Annotated in this window: 21 protein-coding genes; 5 read left to right on the top strand and 16 right to left on the bottom strand. The window is 71.7% G+C overall.

The features are described 5' to 3' along the window. Nucleotides 1-19: 19 nt before the first annotated feature. The 4 genes from AB9M23_RS14125 to AB9M23_RS14110 form a co-directional block, all read right to left on the bottom strand. Nucleotides 20-1258 carry a class I SAM-dependent methyltransferase gene (locus AB9M23_RS14125; protein WP_372425196.1) on the bottom strand — a complete coding sequence of 413 codons (1239 nt, stop codon included), beginning with the start codon at nt 1256-1258 and terminating at the stop codon, nt 20-22. A gap of 84 nt (nt 1259-1342) precedes the next feature. Next, entirely contained in the window at nt 1343-2776 is a 1434-nt protein-coding gene (locus AB9M23_RS14120) for an outer membrane beta-barrel protein (protein WP_372425195.1), read from the bottom strand. Nucleotides 2777-2875: 99 nt separating this feature from the next. Beyond that, complete coding sequence (locus AB9M23_RS14115; RefSeq protein ID WP_372425194.1) at nt 2876-3169, bottom strand: DUF6522 family protein; 294 nt, start codon at nt 3167-3169, stop codon at nt 2876-2878. A 7-nt stretch (nt 3170-3176) separates the two neighbouring features. Beyond that, nucleotides 3177-3518, bottom strand: a complete 342-nt coding sequence (locus tag AB9M23_RS14110) for a hypothetical protein (RefSeq protein WP_372425193.1) — start codon at nt 3516-3518, stop codon at nt 3177-3179. A 58-nt stretch (nt 3519-3576) separates the two neighbouring features. Here AB9M23_RS14110 and arfB point away from each other — a divergent pair, with 58 nt between their 5' ends. Both arfB and pcaF read left to right on the top strand, forming a co-directional pair. Beyond that, a complete protein-coding gene (gene arfB / locus AB9M23_RS14105) occupies nt 3577-3996 on the top strand; it encodes an alternative ribosome rescue aminoacyl-tRNA hydrolase ArfB (RefSeq protein ID WP_372425192.1) in 420 nt (139 codons plus the stop codon). A 124-nt stretch (nt 3997-4120) separates the two neighbouring features. Next, nucleotides 4121-5323 carry a 3-oxoadipyl-CoA thiolase gene (gene pcaF, locus AB9M23_RS14100; RefSeq protein WP_372425191.1) on the top strand — a complete coding sequence of 401 codons (1203 nt, stop codon included), beginning with the start codon at nt 4121-4123 and terminating at the stop codon, nt 5321-5323. A gap of 109 nt (nt 5324-5432) precedes the next feature. Here pcaF and ssb read toward each other — a convergent pair whose 3' ends face one another. The 9 genes from ssb to AB9M23_RS14055 form a co-directional block, all read right to left on the bottom strand. Then, nucleotides 5433-5990, bottom strand: coding sequence for a single-stranded DNA-binding protein (gene ssb, locus AB9M23_RS14095; RefSeq protein ID WP_372425190.1), 558 nt, complete (start codon nt 5988-5990; stop codon nt 5433-5435). Nucleotides 5991-6155: 165 nt separating this feature from the next. Further along, nucleotides 6156-6599 (bottom strand): hypothetical protein, encoded by a 444-nt coding sequence (locus tag AB9M23_RS14090; RefSeq protein ID WP_372425189.1) that lies wholly within the window; start codon nt 6597-6599, stop codon nt 6156-6158. Between the two features lie 16 nt (nt 6600-6615). Further along, a complete protein-coding gene (locus tag AB9M23_RS14085; protein ID WP_372425188.1) occupies nt 6616-6891 on the bottom strand; it encodes a DUF4258 domain-containing protein in 276 nt (91 codons plus the stop codon). Nucleotides 6892-7053: 162 nt separating this feature from the next. Beyond that, nucleotides 7054-7614: an adenine phosphoribosyltransferase gene (locus tag AB9M23_RS14080; protein ID WP_372425187.1), complete on the bottom strand. Its 561-nt coding sequence runs from the start codon at nt 7612-7614 to the stop codon at nt 7054-7056. Between the two features lie 35 nt (nt 7615-7649). After that, nucleotides 7650-8525: an S-methyl-5'-thioadenosine phosphorylase gene (locus AB9M23_RS14075; protein WP_372425186.1), complete on the bottom strand. Its 876-nt coding sequence runs from the start codon at nt 8523-8525 to the stop codon at nt 7650-7652. A gap of 149 nt (nt 8526-8674) precedes the next feature. Next, nucleotides 8675-9547, bottom strand: coding sequence for a cytochrome c1 (locus tag AB9M23_RS14070; protein WP_372425185.1), 873 nt, complete (start codon nt 9545-9547; stop codon nt 8675-8677). 42 nt (nt 9548-9589) lie between these two features. Continuing rightward, nucleotides 9590-10873, bottom strand: coding sequence for a cytochrome b (locus AB9M23_RS14065; RefSeq protein ID WP_372425184.1), 1284 nt, complete (start codon nt 10871-10873; stop codon nt 9590-9592). Between the two features lie 98 nt (nt 10874-10971). Continuing rightward, a complete protein-coding gene (gene petA, locus AB9M23_RS14060; RefSeq protein WP_372425182.1) occupies nt 10972-11511 on the bottom strand; it encodes a ubiquinol-cytochrome c reductase iron-sulfur subunit in 540 nt (179 codons plus the stop codon). Nucleotides 11512-11859: 348 nt separating this feature from the next. Continuing rightward, complete coding sequence (locus AB9M23_RS14055) at nt 11860-12471, bottom strand: 2-hydroxychromene-2-carboxylate isomerase (protein WP_372425181.1); 612 nt, start codon at nt 12469-12471, stop codon at nt 11860-11862. 211 nt (nt 12472-12682) lie between these two features. Here AB9M23_RS14055 and AB9M23_RS14050 point away from each other — a divergent pair, with 211 nt between their 5' ends. From AB9M23_RS14050 to AB9M23_RS14040, 3 genes are read left to right on the top strand one after another with little or no spacing between them, the layout of a single operon-like run. After that, nucleotides 12683-13915 carry an argininosuccinate synthase gene (locus AB9M23_RS14050; protein WP_372425180.1) on the top strand — a complete coding sequence of 411 codons (1233 nt, stop codon included), beginning with the start codon at nt 12683-12685 and terminating at the stop codon, nt 13913-13915. 49 nt (nt 13916-13964) lie between these two features. Beyond that, nucleotides 13965-15338 (top strand): AAA family ATPase, encoded by a 1374-nt coding sequence (locus tag AB9M23_RS14045; protein ID WP_372425179.1) that lies wholly within the window; start codon nt 13965-13967, stop codon nt 15336-15338. Further along, nucleotides 15335-16000, top strand: a complete 666-nt coding sequence (locus AB9M23_RS14040) for a hypothetical protein (RefSeq protein WP_372425178.1) — start codon at nt 15335-15337, stop codon at nt 15998-16000. Before AB9M23_RS14045 ends, AB9M23_RS14040 begins: the two co-directional genes overlap by 4 nt. A 13-nt stretch (nt 16001-16013) precedes the next feature. Here AB9M23_RS14040 and AB9M23_RS14035 read toward each other — a convergent pair whose 3' ends face one another. From AB9M23_RS14035 to folP, 3 genes are all read right to left on the bottom strand, one after another. Beyond that, nucleotides 16014-16655 (bottom strand): phosphoribosyltransferase, encoded by a 642-nt coding sequence (locus tag AB9M23_RS14035; protein WP_372425177.1) that lies wholly within the window; start codon nt 16653-16655, stop codon nt 16014-16016. A 164-nt stretch (nt 16656-16819) separates the two neighbouring features. Further along, entirely contained in the window at nt 16820-17674 is an 855-nt protein-coding gene (gene folK / locus AB9M23_RS14030; RefSeq protein WP_372425175.1) for a 2-amino-4-hydroxy-6-hydroxymethyldihydropteridine diphosphokinase, read from the bottom strand. Then, the gene (gene folP / locus AB9M23_RS14025; RefSeq protein WP_372425174.1) at nt 17671-18504 is read right to left on the bottom strand and encodes a dihydropteroate synthase; all 834 of its coding nucleotides are present in this window, start codon (nt 18502-18504) and stop codon (nt 17671-17673) included. Before folP ends, folK begins: the two co-directional genes overlap by 4 nt. Between the last annotated feature and the right edge of the window lie 84 nt (nt 18505-18588).

The raw sequence follows: 18588 nt of genomic DNA, 5'->3' as shown, positions 1-18588 counted from the left end.
GTGGGGTGCGCCGACGGCCTCAGGCCCCGGCCCCCTCCTCCGCCGCCCGCAGCCGGCGCTCCTCGTCCAGCATGTAGTCCCGTCGAACGGGGACCGCGTCGCGGGTGTGGGCGACGAGGAGCTGGAAGACCATGTTCGAGCCGTCGAGGAAGCCGAGCTCGACGGCGGCGAGGTAGAATTCCCACATCCGGGCGAAGCGCTCGCCCATCTGCGCGACGACCTCGGCCCGCGCCGCCTCGAAACGCTCGCGCCAGGCCTTGATGGTCCAGTAGTAGTGCAGCCGCAGGATCTCGCAGTCGGCCACCCACAGGCGGGTGCGCTCCGTCGAGGCGAACACCTCCGAGAGCGCCGGCACGTAGCCGCCGGGGAAGACGTACTTGCGGATGAAGGGCGCGGTCGAGCCCGGCGGGGACATGCGCCCGATGGCGTGGACGAGCGCGAAGCCGTCGGGCTCGAGCAGGCGCCCGACCGCGGCGAAGTAGTCGTCGAAATGCGCGACGCCCACGTGCTCCATCATGCCCACCGACACGACCCGGTCGAAGCGGCCCCCGAGCTCGCGGTAGTCCTGCTCGACGAAGGTGATGCGCTCGGCGGCGCCGGCGGCCGCGGCGCGCTCGCGGGAGGCGGCGAGCTGCTCGGGGCTGACATTGATCGCGGTGACCCGCGCGCCGCAGACCTGCGCGAGGTAGATCGCGAGCCCGCCCCAGCCCGAGCCGATCTCGGCCACACGCATGCCGGGCTCGAGCTTCAGCTTGGCGGCGACGTGGCGGAACTTGGCGAGCTGGGCGTCCTCGAGGCTCTGCTCGGGGTGCTCGAAATAGGCGCAGGAATAGGCCATCCGCTCGTCGAGCCAGAGCCGGTAGAAGGAGGCGGGATGGTCGTAGTGGGAGCTGGCGTTCTTCGCCGCCCGCCCGAGCGGGTTGGCCTGGTGCACGCCGCGCAGCGCCTTCCAGGAGCGGCGCAACGCCTGCTGGACGGGATGGCTGCCGAGCCCCGCGCGGTTCACCGAGAACAGCCGCAGCAGGTCGAACACGCCCGAGCCCGCCTCGAAGACGAGCCGCCCGTCCATGTAGGCCTCGGCGGCGCGAAGCTCGGGATTGAGGAAGATCTCGCGCTCGACCGCCGCGTCCGTGAAGCGGATGGTCACGTCCGGACCGCCGTCACCCGAGCCGAACGCATGGCGCGCGCCGCGATGGTCGATCACCGTGAGGCGGCCGTCGCGCACGAAACGCGTCAGCAGGTGGGACAGGAGCTTCATGGCTCGGCGCGCCTCCCCGCGAGAGGCAGAGCTTCGCCGAAGCGCAGGCCGCTTGGCAACCCCTCGGCGCCCCGTCCGCGACCTTCAGCGCGTCAGGCGCAGCCCGACGAGCGCGACGTCGGCGACGAAATCCGCGCCCGGCGCCGTGGAAGCGAGCCGCTCGTGGGTATAGCGGCCGGTGAGCGCCACCGATCGGTTGAGCCGCCACTCGGCGCCGGCGCTGGCGGTGAGCAGCTCCTCCGAGAGCGTGCTGCCGGGGTAGTCCGTGCGCGCGAGCGTCAGCGCCGCGTCGAGAATCACGTTGCGACGCACGGCATGCGAGACCGCGAGGCTGGCGCGGCGGGCCTCGGCGGCGCGAGCACCCGCGACGGTGGTCTCGGCGAGCCGGCTCTCGCCGGCGAGGGTCACCGTGGTGAGCGGCGTGGGCGTCCAGACGAGTCGGGCCTCGGCGACGGTGCCGTCGACCTCGCGCCGGGCGGCGTCATCGTAGGTGCGCACCTGCCAGCCGGCGGAGACCTCGCCCGCGAGACGCCGCGTGATCTCCACCGCCGCGCCGACGCGGCCCGTGCGCCCGATCGAATCGCGATCCGTCCCGGCCTCGTCGTAGCGGCGCCGGTCGATCTCGGCCTCGACGAAGGGCACGAGGCGCGGCGAGATCTCGTACCCGACCCGCAGGGCGGCGCTCGTCTCGGTCACGTCGTCCCCGGAGCGGTCGAGGCGCGTGCCGTCGAGCCGCGTCGCGTCGTCGTTGAGCGTGCGCGCGATGCCGCCGCGCAGGCCGAGGGCGAGGCGGTTGAAGCGCGTGTCGAGCGCTGCGCTCGCGGCGAGGGTGGAGGTGCGCGGCCCGTCCGCGAGGTCGCCGGGCAGCTCCGGCGAGCGGGTGCGCTCGGTGGCGGTGGCGGCACTCGCGCCGAGCGTGAGCGCCGTATCGCGGGCGATGTCGAGCCGGAGCCCGACATCCGCCCCGCCCGACAGCCGCGGCTCCGGATCTCCGCCGCGATAGGCGTCCCAGGTGCCGCGGGCCGAGCCGGTCAGCGCGTGGCGCGACCAGTCGCTCTCCAGCGTCACCACGCCCTCGGTGCGCGAGAGGGCGCGGCCCTTCGCGCCGGCCTCGACCCGCGCGGGGTTCGAATCCCAGCCCAGCGACTGCGTCAGCGAGGGGCGCAGCGTGAGCGCGCCGGCACGGATGCCGAGCGGCGCATAGGGGTCCTCGTCGGGCGCGGCGCGCGGCGCGGCGGCCGGCGCAGGGGGGCTCGGGGCGAGGCGGGTGACGGGGACGCGTACCTCGGCGCGGACCGGCGCGAAGACGAGCGGATCGCGCGCCGCCGGCCGCAGGCCGAGCGCGGCGGTGGGCGCGGGATCGCCGGGCTGGCGCGCCACCACGGCCGGCGCGTCCTGCGCCCGCACGCCCTGCGCCGCCGCGATCGCGCCGAAGGCGACGAGGCAGGCGACGAGGCAGGCGACGAGGCCGGCGGCGCGGGCCGAGGCGAAACGGCGTCTGGTGGCGCGGATCGGCACGGGTGCGCGGGCTCCGGAACGGCCGCGACGTGGCGCGGCATGCTTTCCGGAAGATGAACGAGAGTGGTTGAGAGCCGGTAAACGCGGATGGGCGAGGCGCTATCCCGGCCGGCGCATCGCCGGCGGCAACGGCGCGCCGCCGAAGGAGACCCGCGAGCGCGAGATCACCCGCCCCTCGTCGTCGACGACGATGCGGAAGCGTGCGCTCGCGTGGAAGAAGGTCAGCCGCCAGCGACCCGCGTCCTCGTTCTCGCCGCGCTCGACGAGGCTGGTGATCGCGCCCTCGCGCAGGAGCGCGACGACGCGCTCGGGCGCGAGCCCGAGGCCGGAGCCGATCAGCGTCGCATCGACGTCGAAGCCGTCGGCGTCGCGGCGCACGAAGGCCTCGTCCATCCCCGGCTCAGCGCGGCTGGTCGTCGCGATCGACGACGCGGTATTCGACGTCGATGATCTCCCGCGCGCCCGGACGCCGCGGGCGGAAGGGATCCTCGGCCGGCCCCGTGCGCGGCGCGACGTCCCGCGCGGCGTTGCCCTTGCCGCCGAGCGCCTTGCCGCGGCCGATCCAGGCGGCGATGCCCCCGGCGACGAGCAGGACCGGCACCGCGACGAGCGCGATCCCGAAGGCGAGCACGAGCACGAGGAGCCCGACGAGGAAGGCCGCGACGAGCCCGAGCCCGATCGCCCAGCGCGGGACCGTGACCACGCGCGGTTGACGGCCGTCGTACTTGATGAAACGGATCATGCGCTCACATCTCCCTCTCGTCTCGTCCCTATATCGGGGCACCCGCCGCGAGTTTCAAATGATCGAGGTCACGCCCACGATCGCCCTCGAAGAGGGCGAGATCGAGATGGTCCCGATCCGCGCCTCCGGCCCCGGCGGGCAGAACGTCAACAAGGTCTCGAGCGCGGTGCAGCTGCGCTTCGACGCCGCCGGCTCCCCCTCCCTGCCCGACCCGGTGAAGGCGCGCCTGCCGGCGATCGCCGGCTCGCGGATGACGAAGGAGGGCGTGATCGTCATCACCGCGCAGGTCTACCGCGACCAGGAGCGCAACCGCGCCGACGCGATCGCGCGGCTGGTGGACCTGATCCGCCGCGCCGCCTACCGCCCTCCCCCACGCCGCCCCACGCGGCCGACCCTCGCCTCCAAGCGCCGCCGGCTCGACGGGAAGACGAAGCACGCGCGCACGAAGAGCCTGCGCGGCAAGCCGCCGGCGGATTGAGCCGCGCGCCGGCGGCGACGGCGCGGGCGCTCCCATCCCGCCTGCCCACCCCGCTCGCTTGACCGCCGTGCGCGCGGACGCGACACACGTCGTCACCGGAATCGGATACGTGGGAGCGAGCGCGATGCGCGACGTCTACATCTGCGACTACGTGCGCACGCCGATCGGCCGCTACGGCGGCGCGCTCGCGCGGGTGCGCGCGGACGATCTCGCCGCGGTGCCGATCCGCGCCCTCGTCGCGCGCACGCCCGCGCTGGCCGACGCGCTCGACGAGGTCTGGCTCGGCTGCGCCAACCAGGCGGGCGAGGACAACCGCAACGTCGCGCGTATGGCGCTCCTCCTCGCCGGTCTGCCCGAGACCGTGCCGGGCGTGACGCTCAACCGGCTGTGCGCGTCCGGCATGGACGCGGTCGGCGCCGCCGCGCGCGCGATCCGCGCCGGCGAGATCGACTGCGCCGTCGCCGGCGGGGTCGAATCCATGACCCGCGCGCCCCTCGTCATGGGCAAGGCCGAGAGCGCCTTCCAGCGCTCGGCCGAGATCCACGACACCACGATCGGCTGGCGCTTCGTCAACCCGGCGATGAAGGCGCGATACGGCATCGACTCGATGCCCGAGACCGGCGAGAACGTCGCCGCCGACTGGGGCGTCTCGCGCGCCGACCAGGACGCCTTCGCGCTGCGCTCGCAGCAGCGCTATGCGGCGGCCGCCGAGGCGGGCTTCCACGCGGGCGAGATCGTCCCCGTCGAGATCCCCGGCCGCAAGGGCGCCGTCACGGTGGTGGACCGCGACGAGCACCCCCGCGCCGACACGACCGCCGAGGCGCTCGCCGCGCTGAAGGCGCCCTTCCGCGAGAACGGCACGGTGACGGCCGGCAACGCCTCGGGCGTCAACGACGGCGCCACCGCGCTGGTGCTCGCGACGCGCGAGCGTGCCGAGGCGCTCGGCCTCGTGCCGATCGCCAAGGTCCTGGGCATGGCCTCGGCCGGCGTCGCGCCGCGCGTCATGGGCGTCGGGCCCGTGCCCGCCTCGCGCAAGCTGTGCGAGAGGCTCGGCCTCGCGGTCTCCGATTTCGACGTGCTCGAGCTCAACGAAGCCTTCGCCGCGCAGGTGCTCGCGGCGCTTCGCGACCTCGGCGTCGCCGACGACGCCGCGCACGTGAACCCTCACGGCGGCGCCATCGCGCTCGGCCACCCGCTCGGCATGTCCGGCGCCCGCCTCGTCGGCACCGCGGCGCGCGCCCTCCACGCCCGCGACGGCAGCCTGGCGCTCGCGACGATGTGCGTGGGCGTCGGGCAGGGCGTGGCGATGGCGCTGGAGCGGGTTTGAGGGGCAGGAGCAGGGTCGTCGGGCGCGAGGGTGGACGCGTTCGGCCCGCGGCGTCGCCGCCCTGCACGCGTCGGAGCACGCCTCGACCTCGCCTCGACCTCGCCTCCCCTCAGAACGGGATGTCGTCGTCCAGATCGTCGTAGCGCGAGCCGCCGCCCGAGCCCGAACCGCCGCCGCCACCGGCTCCGCCGCCGGGAGTCGCCGGCCGGCGCTCCATGGGGGAGGAGCGGCCGAAGTCGCCGCCGCCTCCGCCGCCCCCGTAGTCGTCGCCGTAATCGTCACCGCCCCCACCGCCCCCACCGCCGCCACCGCCGCCTCCGCGGCCGCCGAGCAGGGTCAGCTCGCCGCGGTAGCGCTGGAGCACGACCTCGGTCGTGTACTTCTCCACGCCCTCGCGGTCGGTCCACTTGCGGGTCTGGAGCGATCCCTCGATGTAGACCGTCGAGCCCTTCTTCAGATACTGCTCGGCGATCTTGCCGAGCGGCTCGTTGAAGATCACCACCGAGTGCCACTCGGTGCGCTCCTTGCGCTCGCCCGTCGCCTTGTCGCGCCACGTCTCCGACGTCGCCAGCCGCAGGTTGACGATCGGGTCGCCGTTGGCGGTGCGTCGCACCTCGGGGTCCCTGCCCAGGTTGCCCACCAGGATCACCTTGTTCACGCCGGCCATGATCGCCTCCGCTGTCCTTCGCTCGTCGCCATCGTTCGCCGTCTTTGTGCGGCCCGCCGTGCCGGTCCGCAAGTCCCGCCCGGCCGTGTCCACAAGCCCGGCGGGAGCGCGTCCACCGAACTTTAGTTCTCTTTCTGTTCCGCGACAACAAGAATCGCGGCCGGCCTATCGCGCACGCTCCGGCTCCAGCACGCGGTAGCGCGCAGGGTCGGATCCATCGATGAGAATGGAGCCCGCCTCGCGTGCACCTCCGGATCGCCCCGCGCTGCGCGGCGGCAGATCGAGTGCCGCGACGAGCAAGCTTCTGACGGCAGCCTCCACGGCATCGGGAAGGCCCTCGATGGAAGCCTCCCATCGCGTCACCTCGGCCTCCGTCCGCCCCAGATGCACGGCGAGTTCCGCCGGTGCGAGCCCGGCCTCCGTGCGCAAGAACCGCACCTCCGAGCCGGAGAGCGGCCCCGCCCGCGACACGATCGCCTCGGCGATGACGCGATGCAGCCGGCCAATGCGCGGAAACCCCACGCCCCGCTCGCCATCCACGACGCGCTCGGGATCGAGCCCGACGAGCACGACGTCGTCGAGCCCGCATTCGACGTACCGATAGTCCATGTGCCCTCGCTTGCGCCTAGCCCGCGTCGAGCCACATGGCGGTCACGACGAAGATCCTGCACTGTTCCTCGTCGGGAACCACCACGAGCCGCAGTTTCCGGCTGCCCGTGTTCGGGGATGCACCGTCCACCGCATACCGAAACGTACCCGGAAGGCGACCGGGACGCCAGGGAGCGGTAACGAAGCCCGTCCTCAGGACCCAGCGGAGATCGGCGATCGTCAGGCCACGTTGCTCCAACCGCTCCCGAGCATGGGCGGAAAGCCCGAGTTCGAAGTCGGGCTCGCTCGCCATCGCTCGCAGCCGATCCGTCGCGTCGCGGGCGATCCAAGGCTGCCCCCCCATCGATCCTCGCGCCCCGATCCAGCGGAGTCCCTCCCTCCCCAGGAGAGCACGAGCGGATCGCGGAAGCGACCAAAGCAATTACCATAGAAGCAGTTCAACCTTCACACGCATTCAATGCCCTTCGAACGCCACCAGCGAGCGCACCTCCACACCCATCCCGCGCAGCCGCTCCGCCCCGCCGAGGTCCGGCAGGTCGACGACGAAGCAGCAGGCCACGACCTCCGCGCCGATGCGGCGCAGGAGCTCGACGGCGGCCGTGGCGGTGCCGCCGGTGGCGATGAGGTCGTCGACGAGCACCACCCGCTCGCCGGCGACGAGGGCGTCGGCGTGGATCTCGATCTCGTCGGAGCCGTATTCCAGCGCGTAGGCGATGCTCACCACCCGGTGCGGCAGCTTGCCCTTCTTGCGGATCGGCACGAAGCCGGCGGAGAGCTGGTGCGCCATCGCGCCACCGACGATGAAGCCGCGCGCCTCGATGCCCGCGATCTTGTCGACCTTGGCGCCGGCGTAGGGATAGACCAGCTCGTCGATCGTGCGCCGGAAGGCACGGGTGTCGCCGAGCAGCGTCGTGATGTCCCGGAACATGATGCCGGGCTTGGGGTAATCGGGGATCGTGCGGATCGCCGACTTGATCTCGGAGGCCACGGAGTGGTCGATCGGGGGGCTGTCCATTGGGCGCGTGTCCATGAGGGCGGATCGAGGATCGGTCAGCGGTTCAGCACGCGGCCGGCGACCGCGTCGAGCTTGGCCACGAGCGCGGGATCGCGCATCTCCGGCGCCGTCATGATCGCGACCTCGAGCGCCGTGTCGGAGCCGACCGGGCACGGCTCGTGCTCCTCTGGGAAGTCGCGCGCGACCCGTGCCACGAGCCGCGCCGCGTTCGCCGCGTTGGCCCGCACCACCGCGATCACCGCGGCGACGTCGACCGCCGCGTGACCGGGGTGCCAGCAATCGTAGTCCGTCACCATCGCGACCGTGGCGTAGGTGATCTCCGCCTCCCGGGCGAGCTTGGCCTCGGGCATGTTGGTCATGCCGATGACGTCGTAGCCCATCGCCTTGTAGCCGAGGCTCTCGGCGAGGCTCGAGAATTGCGGACCCTCCATGCACACGTAGGTGCCGCCCCTGCGCACGTCGAGGCCTTCCGCCACGCCGGCGTCGTACAGGCGTTGCTGCAGCGCCGGGCCGACCGGGTGCGCCATCGAGACGTGGGCGACGCAGCCCGCGCCGAAGAACGAACTCTCGCGCCTGTGAGTGCGATCGACGAACTGGTCGACGAGGACGAAGCAACCCGGCGGCAGCTCGTCCTTGAACGAGCCGCAGGCGGAGAGCGAGACGATGTCGGTGACGCCGGCGCGCTTCATCACGTCGATGTTGGCGCGGTAGTCGATATCGGACGGCGACAGGCGGTGGCCGCGCCCGTGGCGCGGCAGGAACACGATCGGCGTCGTGCCGATTCGCCCGATGCGCGGGACGGCGGAGGGCTCGCCCCAGGGCGAAGCGATCGGCTCCTCGCGCACGTCCTCCATGCCGGGCAGGTCGTAGACGCCCGAGCCCCCGATCACGCCCAGTACCGCGCGTGCCATGTCGTCGGCCTCTCCGGTTGTTGCAGCGCGATGCTAGCCCGAAGCGTGGCGCGGGCAACCCCCGAAATGCGGCCGCGTCGCGCAAAACGAATGGGCGCCCCCGGCAGGGACGCCCCTTCTCTCGTCGTGCGTGCGGCGCGAAGCCGACGTCAGCCCGTGGCGTGGCCCTCGGTCTCTCCGCCGACGCGCGCCCAGATGCGCTTCTTGGTGAAGTACAGGAGCCCGGCGAAGACGATCAGGAAGACCAGCACCTGGAAGCCCATCGCCTTGCGCGCCTCGAGGTGCGGCTCGGCCGTCCACATCAGGAACGCCGTCACGTCCTTGGCGTACTGCTCCACCGTCTCGGGAACGACGGGCCGCCCCTGCGCATCGCGCGGGTACTCGACGACGCCCTCGAAGAGCACGTTGGGCATCGCGACGATGTGGCCGGGATAGTAGAGGTTCCAGTTGCCGAGCGCCGGGTCGAAATCCTCCGGCGGGTCGACGTAGCCCTTCAGGAACGCCGCCATGTAGTCCACGCCGTTCTCGTTGTACTGCGTGAACACGTCGGTGATCCACCAGGGGAAGCCGCGCTCGAAGGTGCGCGCCTTGGCCATCACCGAGAGGTCCGGCGGAGCCTTGCCGCCGTTCGCCGCCGCGGCCTGCTGGTAGTTGGCGAACGGCGAGGGCCAGAAGTCGGCCGGGGTCGCCGGGCGCTGCACCGGATCGCCGAACTCGTCGTAGCCGCCGTCCACGAGGAACTCGGCCGCGAAGGCATCGACCTGCGCCTGGGAATACTCCGGACCGCCCGCCTCGGCGAGGTTGCGGAAGGAGATCTTCTCCAGGCCGTGGCAGGAGGCGCAAACGGCCGTGAACACCTGGAACCCGCGCTGGAGCTGTGCGCGATCGTAGGTGCCGAACGGGCCGGCGAAGCTCCAGTCCTGCCGCGGCGGGGTGACGCCGCCGCCCGCGGCCTGCGCCGCTCCACTCGAGAGCGCGAGGGAGGCCGCGAGCGCGCCGGCGATGATGAGGGTCTTCTTCATGGTTCTCGAACCCTTGTCCTGATCTCGCTCTTCCACCGCGCCTCAGCCCTTGGACTGAGGCTCGGCGGCGGCACCGACGGGCATGCCCGACCCGCTCGCCTGCTTCTTGCCCAGCACCGCCTCCGAGATGGAGTTCGGCAGCGGCAGCGGCTTCTCCAGGAGGCCGAGCAGCGGCAGCGCGATCAGGAAGTAGGCGAAGTAGAGGAAGGTGAAGATCTGCGTCAGCACGACGTAGATGCCCTCGGCCGGACGCGAGCCGAGCCAGCCGAGCACCAGGCACGTGACGACGAAGGCCCAGAAGATCACCTTGAACACCGGGCGGTAGGCGCCCGACCGGACCTTCGACGTGTCGAGCCAGGGCAGGAAAGCGAGGACCGCGATGGCGGCGAACATCAGCACCACGCCGAGCAGCGCGTCGGGAACGGCGCGCAGGATCGCGTAGAACGGCAGGAAGTACCACTCGGGAACGATGTGAGCCGGGGTCGCAGCGGGGTCGGCCGGAACGTAGTTGTCCGCATGGCCGAGATAGTTCGGCATGTAGAACACGAACCAGGCGAGCACGATGAAGAAGCACACGATGGAGAACGTGTCCTTCACCGTCATGTAGGGGTGGAACGGCAGCGCGTCCTTCCCCGACTTGATCGGAACGCCGGTCGGGTTGTTGTTGCCCGGCACGTGCAGCGCCCAGACGTGGAGCATGGCCACGCCGAAGATCATGAAGGGCAGCAGGTAGTGCAGCGAGAAGAAGCGGTTGAGCGTCGGGTTACCCACCGAGTAGCCGCCCCAGAGGAACGACACGATGGTGTCGCCCACGAGCGGGATCACCGAGAACAGGTTGGTGATCACGGTGGCGCCCCAGAACGACATCTGGCCCCACGGCAGCACGTAGCCCATGAACGCGGTGGCCATCATCAGCAGCAGGATGATGACGCCGAGGATCCACAGGACCTCGCGCGGCGCCTTGTAGGAGCCGTAGAAGAGGCCGCGGAAGATGTGGATGTAGACCGCGATGAAGAAGAACGACGCGCCGTTGGCGTGCAGGTAGCGCAGCAGCCAGCCGTACTCCACGTTGCGCATGATGTGTTCGACCGACGTGAAGGCGTGGTCGGCATGCGGGGTGTAGTGCATCGCGAGCACGATGCCGGTGACGATCTGGACCACGAGCATCACCATCAGGATGGCGCCGAAGGTCCAGAAGTAGGTCAGGTTGCGCGGCACCGGGAACGCGACGAACGAGGAGTGCACGAGGCCGATGATCGGCAGCCGGCTCTCCAGCCACTTCGCGGCGGCGCTCTTGGGAACGTAGGTCGTGGAATGTGAGCTCATGATTCTGGCCTGCTTGGTCTCGCCGGATCGGCTCTCGTTCGGGTTTCCGTCGGCCGCGGCACCGAGCCGGCGCCGCCGCCGCGAGGCTCGCTCTCGCCTCAGGCCTCCTCGCCGATCACGATCGACGTGTCGGTTGCGAAGCGGTAGGGCGGGACCGGCAGGTTGATGGGCGCCGGGCCCGAGCGGATGCGCCCGGACGTGTCGAACACCGAGCCGTGGCACGGGCAGAACCAGCCGCCGTACTGACCCTGGAAGTCGAGCGGGACGCAGCCGAGATGGGTGCAGTTGCCGTAGATGATCAGCCAGTTCTCCCGGCCTTCCGTCACGCGGGCCTGGTCCGGCTCGGGATCCTTGAGGTCGGAGAGCGGAGTGGCGCGCGCCGCCTCGATCTCGGCCGGGGTGCGGTTGCGCACGAAGATCAGTGCGCCGCGCCAGAACAGCTTGACGATCTGGCCCTCGGCGATGGGCGTCAGGTCGACCTCGATCGGCGCGCCGGCCGCGACGGTCTGCGCGTCGGGCGCGAGCTGCGCGATGAAGGGCCAGGCTGCGGCGGCGACGCCGACGGCGCCCATGGCGCCCGTCGCCAGAAAGAGGAAGTCGCGCCGGGTGGGCTCTTGCGCTGCGGTGGTCTCGGCCACGTCACTCTCCCGAGCAGGGTTCAAGAAGACGGTCATCGCGCGATCGCGCCCGCGAAGGACGCGACGAACGCATGGAACCGCGCGGATCGTGCCGGGGGAAGTGCAACAGCACCCGCGCGCGCGCAATGCGACCGGGCGTCGCCCGCGCGGCGATGCCTTTGGCACGGCGACGCTCGTCTGTCCATAGCTGGAACGGTTCCAGGCCGCCCGAGGCCGATTTTCACAGGCCCTGGACGTGCGTCCGCGACGCCGGGCCGCAGCCCAGCTTGCGTTCCCGACGCGGCGCCGCGCCCCGGCTCGCGCGTGCGGGCGCGCGGAGTCGGGGCGCGCGCCGCCGGATTCGCCGCGTCAGGCCTCCTCGCCGGCAGCCCAGGCGAGCGCCCGCTCGAGCCGGTCGTCGCCCCAGAACATCTCGCCGTCCTCGGCGAAGAAGGTCGGTGCTCCGAAGACGCCCTTCGTGCGCGCCTCCTCGGTCACGGCGCGCAGGCGCTGCTTGTTGGGGTCCGCGCTCGCCGCCCTCATCGTCGCGTCCGAGTCGAGGCCGACGCCGCCGGCGAGCGCCGCCACCGCGGACGGCTCCTCGATCGAGCGGGCCTCGCCGAACTGCGCATGGAACACCGCCCGCACGAAGGCGCCGCACCACGGCTTGTCCGCGCCGAAGAGCGCCACGCGGGTCGCCGCGAGACCGTTCTGCGGGAACGGCTCCGGCTTGCGGAAGGGCAGGCCCCGGCGCTCCGCCTCGCGCGCCACGTCGCGCCACATGTAGCGACCCTTGGCCGGGTAGAGGTTGAAGGGCGAGGTGTTCCAGCCCTGCGCCTGGAAGATCGGCCCCAGCAGGAACGGCCGATAGCGCACGTCCACTCCCGAGGCCTCCGCCAGAGGCTCGATACGCATCGCCGAGAGGTAGGCGTAGGTCGAGGCGAAGTCGAACCAGAACTCCAGGACGGGGCGACGGGTCATGCGGGCCTCATCTCGCGCGCGGGGTGTAGGGACGAACTCGTGGTCGAGAATGCGCGATCCACGGCGGTGGCGGGAGCTGTTGCGTGCGCCGTCCACCGCATTATAAACGCGCGCGGTCCACCCACGGCACGATGGCGGCGAAAAAAAGTCCGGCGCCCTCGTCCGTCGCTCGCGTGCCCGCGCCTCCAGCCGCCGTCAGAAAGCCGAACCCATGACCGACAAGCGCGTCAACAAGGTCGTCCTCGCCTATTCCGGCGGGCTCGACACCTCGATCATCCTCAAGTGGCTGCAGACGACCTACGGCTGCGAGGTGGTGACCTTCACCGCCGACCTCGGCCAGGGCGAGGAGCTGGAGCCGGCGCGCAGGAAGGCGGAGCTGCTCGGCATCGCGCCGGAGAACATCTACATCGAGGACCTGCGCGAGGAGTTCGTGCGCGACTACGTGTTCCCGATGTTCCGGGCGAACGCGCTCTACGAGGGCGTCTACCTGCTCGGCACCTCGATCGCGCGGCCGCTCATCGCCAAGCGCCAGATCGAGATCGCGGAGATGACCGGTGCGGACGCCGTCTGCCACGGCGCCACCGGCAAGGGCAACGACCAGGTGCGGTTCGAACTCGGCTACTACGCGCTCAAGCCCGACGTCACCGTGATCGCGCCCTGGCGCGAGTGGGACCTGCGCTCGCGCGAGCAGCTGATCGCCTTCGCCGAGCAGCACCAGATCCCCATCTCCAAGGACAAGCGCGGCGAGGCGCCGTTCTCGGTCGACGCGAACCTGCTGCACACCTCCTCGGAGGGCAAGGTGCTGGAGGACCCCGCCCAGGAGGTGCCCGACTACGTCTTCTCGCGCACGCTCTCGCCGGAGGAGGCGCCCGACACGCCCACCGTGATCACGGTGGGCTTCGAGCGCGGTGACGCCGTCTCCATCGATGGCGAAGCGCTCTCTCCCGCGAGCCTGCTCGCGCGTCTCAACGACCTGGGCCGCGACAACGGCATCGGCCGCCTCGACCTGGTCGAGAACCGCTTCGTCGGCATGAAGAGCCGGGGCATGTACGAGACGCCCGGCGGCACGATCCTCTCGGTGGCCCACCGGGCGATGGAATCGATCACGCTCGACCGCGGCGCGGCGCATCTCAAGGACGAGCTCGCGCCCCGCTACGCCGAGTTGATCTACAACGGCTTCTGGTTCTCCCCCGAGCGCGAGATGCTCCAGGCGGCCATCGACAAGAGCCAGGAGCACGTGACCGGTACCGTGCGGCTCAAGCTCTACAAGGGCGGCGTCCACGTCGTCGGCCGCGAGAGCCCGTTCTCGCTCTACGACCAGGACCTCGTCACCTTCGAGGAGGGCGCGGTCGCCTACGACCACCGCGACGCGGCGGGGTTCATCAGGCTCAACGCGCTCAGGCTGCGCACGCTGGCGCAGCGCAGGAAGAAGCTGGGGATGTGAGGGGAGGCGAGGCCTACCGCCGCGGGGCGCGGTGGGCTAGGCTGCGGCCATGCTGACGCGCATCGAAATCGACGGCTTCAAGAGCTTCTCGAACCTCAAGCTCGACCTGCAGCCGTTCACGGTGATCGCGGGGCCGAACGCGTCGGGGAAGTCCAATTTCTTCGACGCCTTGCGGTTCTTGTCGCAGCTCGTCTCGACCGACCTCGCGGAGGCGCTGCGACGTGTCCGCGGGGACCCGAGCGAGCTGTTCCGTCGCGAGGCGGACGGGACGTCGGCCGCGTTCATGCGTTTCGCGGTGGAGGTGCTGCTCGAGCCGGAGATCGTCGACGCGTTCGGCGAGCGTCGGCTGCTCAAGCACACTCGACTCCGCTACGAGGTCGAGATCGAGAAGAGGACGGAAGCTCCGGGTGGCGTCGAGCGCCTGTTCGTCCGGCGCGAGGGCGCATGGCCGATCATGCGCAAGGACGACGAGTGGCTAACAGGAGACCCGAGGCCCTCGAAGACCTTCGTGAAGGCTCACGCATTGTACTCGAGCGGCGGCGGCAGGAGCCCGTTTCTCGAGACGCTAGGGGACAAATTTCAGGCGAACCAGGATGGGACCCAAGGGCGCCCGCGCCCCTTCTCGAAGGAGCGCGCGACCGCGACCGTGCTGTCGCGCATCACCGTCGGAAGCGAGTTCCCGCACCTCTTCGCACTGCGCCGGGAGTTGGAGAGCCTGACCTTCCTGCAGCTCGAGGCCGCCGCGGAACGGGAGCCGAGCGACGCGCTCGACGCGGACGAGCTCAAGCCGGACGGATCGAATCTCGCGCGCGTCCTGGCTCGTATCGAGAGCGAGACGCGCACGGCGGAGCGTCCGCACGGGGACCTCTCCGACATTCGCAACCAGCTCGGTCTCCTGATCCCCGGCGTGCGCGACATCACGATCGAGCAGGACACGTTCGCCGGTCGCTACAGGCTGTTCGTCTCGATGCGCGATCAAGCCACCTTCAGCTCCCGCGTCCTGTCCGACGGAACGCTTCGGGTCCTGGCGCTGCTGACCTTCCTGAACGATCACAGGCGAAAGAGCGTCCTCCTCTTCGAGGAGCCCGAGAACGGGATCCACGAGGAGCGCCTCATGCAGCTCGTCCAGCTGCTGCGCGAGGCGACGACCGACGTCACGTCGGACGGGACCGAAGAGCGACTCTTCCAGACGATCGTGAATACCCATTCTCCCATCGTGCTCGCGAACACCGAGGATTGGGAACTAGTGCTCGTCGATGTCGTATCTGTGATTGATCCCTCGACGGGTCGCGTGTCGCGCCGCTCCAGGATGCAAACCGGCATCAAGGATCAAGCCGAGATGCAGCTTTCGGACCGCGAGACGACGCTTTCGCGCATGGAAGCCGACCGCGTGCTGCGACGCGGCTCGGAGCACGCCGCGTGAGCCGCTACGTGGTGCTGGGGCTGTTCGCGGAAGGCCCGAGCGATTTCGGCTTCCTGCTCGGACTCCTGGCGCGCGAGGCGTTCGCCGTCATCGCGCGAGAGGGCACGCAGGCGGTGATCATCGGCGAGCCCGTCGTGAGCCTCGACGGCCGCTCGGTGGAGGATCGCACGCGCGTCGCGTGCGCGCTGGCCGACAACGTCGACGTCTTCATCGTCCACGGCGATTCCAGCCGCACGGCACGTGCGGCGGTCGAGCGCCTCGTCGTCGCCGATCTCAGGCATCGTGCGCAGGCGACCTGCGGCCTCGCGGGGGCGCGCTTCGTCGGTCTCCTCCCTTCCCGAGAGATGGAGGCCTGGGCGCTCGCGGACCCGGACGCCCTGGCGCAGGCGTGCGGCTACGTGGCGTGGCCGGCGTCGATCGAGCTTTTCCGGGAGCCGACCGAGGCGGAGCGATTGGCCGACCCGAAGCAGGCTCTCGACACGGCCATCGGCACGCTGGTCGGCACCCGCAGGCGTGGGCGCTCGATCTCCGCTGCGGCCTATCTCGATCGCATCGGCGAGACGGCGAGCCTGGAGCGCCTGCGCCGGCTGGACAGCTACGCCCGCTTCGCGAGCGACCTGCGTGCCGCGTTGGACCATCTCGGCCTGCTGCGCCGGACGTGAGCCGAAACCCACCTCACCCCCGCACCCCCTCCAGCGCCGCGACGACCTCCTCGTCCGTCGTCTGGTCGAAGTCCTCGTAGGAGAGCCCCACCGCGTGGAAGGGGTAGGGCGTCGTCAGCGCCACGACCTCGTCGGCCTCCGTGCGCAGGGCCTCCACGGTCTCGATCGGAGCGACGGGGACCGCCAGGATGCGGCGGGCGGCGCCGGCCTTCTTCAGAGCGCGCAGCGCCGCCTTGGCGGTGGAGCCCGTGGCGGCGCCGTCGTCGACGACGACGACCGTGCGCCCGGCGACGTCCAGGGGGCGGCGGTCGCCGAGGTAGGCGCGGCGGCGGCGCTCGATCTCGGCGAGTTCGCGGCGCATCGCGTCCGCGAGGTAGGCGTCGTCGGCCCCGGCGAGCCGCGCGGCCGCCTCGTCGACGACGATCTGCGGCTCGGCCCCGTCGACCACGGCGCCGATGCCGTATTCCGGATGGCCGGGCGCGCCGATCTTGCGCACCATCACGAGGTCGAGCGGCGCCCGGAGCGCACGCGCCACCTCGGCCGCCACGGGGACGCCGCCCCGCGGCAGGGCGAGCACGATCGTGCCCTCCCCCGCATGCGCCGCGAGCGCCTGCGCCAGGCGGCGCCCGGCGTCGGTGCGATCCTCGAACATCATGGCCACGCCCTCCCGCATGCGTGCTTCCGCGCCCCGCCTCCGCGCCCGAACCGTGGCGCGGTGCGGGCGCGACACCTCGAGCCCGTAATCCCGCAGCCGCCGAGAGGTTTCCGGATCGAGGTCCCAGGCCGCGGGCCGGCGCGGCCGGCGCGGCCGGCCCGCCGCTACGCATCCTCCCCGTCGAGGCGCGCGACGTCCCCCGGCTTGCGCGCGAGCCGGGCGAGCGCGTCGGCGACGCGCACGCCCGCGATGGTCCGGTCCGGCGCGATCTCGGCCAGGGGGACGAGCACGAAGGGGCGGGCGAAGAGCTCGGGATGGGGCAGCGTCAGCTCGGCGCCGCGCATGGCGAGGTCGCCGTAGTGCAGGACGTCGATGTCGATGACCCGCGGCCCCCAGCGCACCTCCGGCGTGCGCCCGAGCTGGACCTCGAGCGCCTTGCACAGCCGCAGCAGGGTCCGCGGCGGCAGGCTCGTCCAGCCGACGGCGCAGGCGTTGAGGAAATCCTGCTGGTCCTCCCGCCCCCAGGGCGCCGTGCGATAGACGTGCGAGACCGCCTCGATCGCGAGCCCCGGCGACGCCCCGAGCCGCGCGAGCGCCGCGCGCAGGGTGGCGCGGCTGTCGCCGACGTTCGAGCCGAGCGCGAGCGCGATCGGCGTGCGGCGCACGCGCAGGATCTCGACGCCGGCGTGATCGATGGAGGCGGCGATGGGGGCGGCGGGCTTGCGCACCCGCACCCGCACGTCGAACACGGTGGGGAAGGCGTCGAGCACCCGCCCCGCGATGCGCTCGGCCAGCGTCTCGACGAGCTTGAACGGCCCCGACGCCGAGACCTCGCTCGCGAGCGCGCAGAGTGCGCCGTAGTCCACCGTCGCCTCCGGGTCGTCGCTTCGTGCGGCCTCCTCGACGTCGGTGCCGCAGTCGATGTCGACGTAGAAGCGCTGCCCGAGCCGCGTCTCCTCGGCGAAGACGCCGTGATGGGCGAACAGGCACAGGTTCGAGACGAAGACGCGGTCGGTCATGCCGGCGCTCCCGTGGCGCGCAGCATGGCGAGCGCGTCGACGTGCGGGGCGACGTCGTGCACGCGGATCACCGCCGCGCCGGCGAGCACGCCGGCGATGTTGGTGGCGAGCGTCGCCGGCAGCCGCTCGTCGACGGCGCGGCCGAGCAGGCGGCCGAACATCGACTTGCGCGACACGCCGAGCAGGACCGGCCGGCCGAGCGCCCGCAGTCGCGGCAGGGCCCGCAGGCAGGCGAGGTTCTGGTCCACGGTCTTGCCGAAGCCGATGCCGGGGTCGACGAGGATGCGCTCGCGCGGCACGCCGGCCCGCGCGGCGCGTTCGAGCGCGGCCCCGAGCACGGCCTCGACGTCGGCGAGGATGTCGAGATCCGGGTCGACGCTCTCGCGGTTGTGCATGATCACGAGCGCCGCGCCGGTCTCCGCCACGGCGTCCGCCATGGCGGGATCGCGCCCGAGCGCCCAGACGTCGTTGACGATGACGGCGCCCCGTCGCACCGCCTCGCGCGCGACGTCCGCCTTGTAGGTGTCGATCGAGAGCGGCACGGCGAGATCGCGCCCGAGCGCCTCGAGCACGGGGGCGACGCGGGCGAGCTCCTGCGCCGCATCGATCGGCGTCGCGCCCGGCCGCGTCGATTCCCCGCCGACGTCGATCGCGTCCGCCCCCTCCCCCGCCATGGCCCGGGCGCGGGCGATCGCCGCGTCCCGCGCCGCGTGCAGGCCGCCGTCGGAGAAGCTGTCGGGCGTGACGTTGAGGATGCCCATCACGAGCGGCCGCGCGGCGAGGGCGGCGAGGAAGGCGTCGCGGCGGGCGATGCCGGCGGGATCGAGCATGGGCGGCTCCGGGGACGATCTCGAGGATGCGTGATTGCGACGAGCCGGGCGCGGACGCAAGAGGGTGGCGCGCGCCGCAGCCAT

It is taken from the genome of Salinarimonas chemoclinalis, assembly GCF_041514305.1.
Classification (GTDB): domain Bacteria; phylum Pseudomonadota; class Alphaproteobacteria; order Rhizobiales; family Beijerinckiaceae; genus Salinarimonas; species Salinarimonas chemoclinalis.
The sequence above is the reverse complement of the archived record's forward strand: the minus strand, read 5'-3'. Positions and strand labels throughout refer to the sequence as shown.

What these genes read in the sequence shown, in the direction of transcription:
- AB9M23_RS14055 (WP_372425181.1), bottom strand. Translation starts at nt 12,471, where the DNA reads ATGACCCGTCGCCCCGTCCTGGAGTTCTGGTTCGACTTCGCCTCGACC.
- AB9M23_RS14090 (WP_372425189.1), bottom strand. Translation starts at nt 6,599, where the DNA reads ATGGACTATCGGTACGTCGAATGCGGGCTCGACGACGTCGTGCTCGTC.
- AB9M23_RS14075 (WP_372425186.1), bottom strand. Translation starts at nt 8,525, where the DNA reads ATGGCACGCGCGGTACTGGGCGTGATCGGGGGCTCGGGCGTCTACGAC.
- AB9M23_RS14035 (WP_372425177.1), bottom strand. Translation starts at nt 16,655, where the DNA reads ATGATGTTCGAGGATCGCACCGACGCCGGGCGCCGCCTGGCGCAGGCG.
- AB9M23_RS14070 (WP_372425185.1), bottom strand. Translation starts at nt 9,547, where the DNA reads ATGAAGAAGACCCTCATCATCGCCGGCGCGCTCGCGGCCTCCCTCGCG.
- AB9M23_RS14080 (WP_372425187.1), bottom strand. Translation starts at nt 7,614, where the DNA reads ATGGACAGCCCCCCGATCGACCACTCCGTGGCCTCCGAGATCAAGTCG.
- AB9M23_RS14050 (WP_372425180.1), top strand. Translation starts at nt 12,683, where the DNA reads ATGACCGACAAGCGCGTCAACAAGGTCGTCCTCGCCTATTCCGGCGGG.
- AB9M23_RS14085 (WP_372425188.1), bottom strand. Translation starts at nt 6,891, where the DNA reads ATGGCGAGCGAGCCCGACTTCGAACTCGGGCTTTCCGCCCATGCTCGG.
- ssb (WP_372425190.1), bottom strand. Translation starts at nt 5,990, where the DNA reads ATGGCCGGCGTGAACAAGGTGATCCTGGTGGGCAACCTGGGCAGGGAC.
- AB9M23_RS14045 (WP_372425179.1), top strand. Translation starts at nt 13,965, where the DNA reads ATGCTGACGCGCATCGAAATCGACGGCTTCAAGAGCTTCTCGAACCTC.
- arfB (WP_372425192.1), top strand. Translation starts at nt 3,577, where the DNA reads ATGATCGAGGTCACGCCCACGATCGCCCTCGAAGAGGGCGAGATCGAG.
- AB9M23_RS14115 (WP_372425194.1), bottom strand. Translation starts at nt 3,169, where the DNA reads ATGGACGAGGCCTTCGTGCGCCGCGACGCCGACGGCTTCGACGTCGAT.
- AB9M23_RS14065 (WP_372425184.1), bottom strand. Translation starts at nt 10,873, where the DNA reads ATGAGCTCACATTCCACGACCTACGTTCCCAAGAGCGCCGCCGCGAAG.
- folP (WP_372425174.1), bottom strand. Translation starts at nt 18,504, where the DNA reads ATGCTCGATCCCGCCGGCATCGCCCGCCGCGACGCCTTCCTCGCCGCC.
- AB9M23_RS14110 (WP_372425193.1), bottom strand. Translation starts at nt 3,518, where the DNA reads ATGATCCGTTTCATCAAGTACGACGGCCGTCAACCGCGCGTGGTCACG.
- AB9M23_RS14125 (WP_372425196.1), bottom strand. Translation starts at nt 1,258, where the DNA reads ATGAAGCTCCTGTCCCACCTGCTGACGCGTTTCGTGCGCGACGGCCGC.
- pcaF (WP_372425191.1), top strand. Translation starts at nt 4,121, where the DNA reads ATGCGCGACGTCTACATCTGCGACTACGTGCGCACGCCGATCGGCCGC.
- folK (WP_372425175.1), bottom strand. Translation starts at nt 17,674, where the DNA reads ATGACCGACCGCGTCTTCGTCTCGAACCTGTGCCTGTTCGCCCATCAC.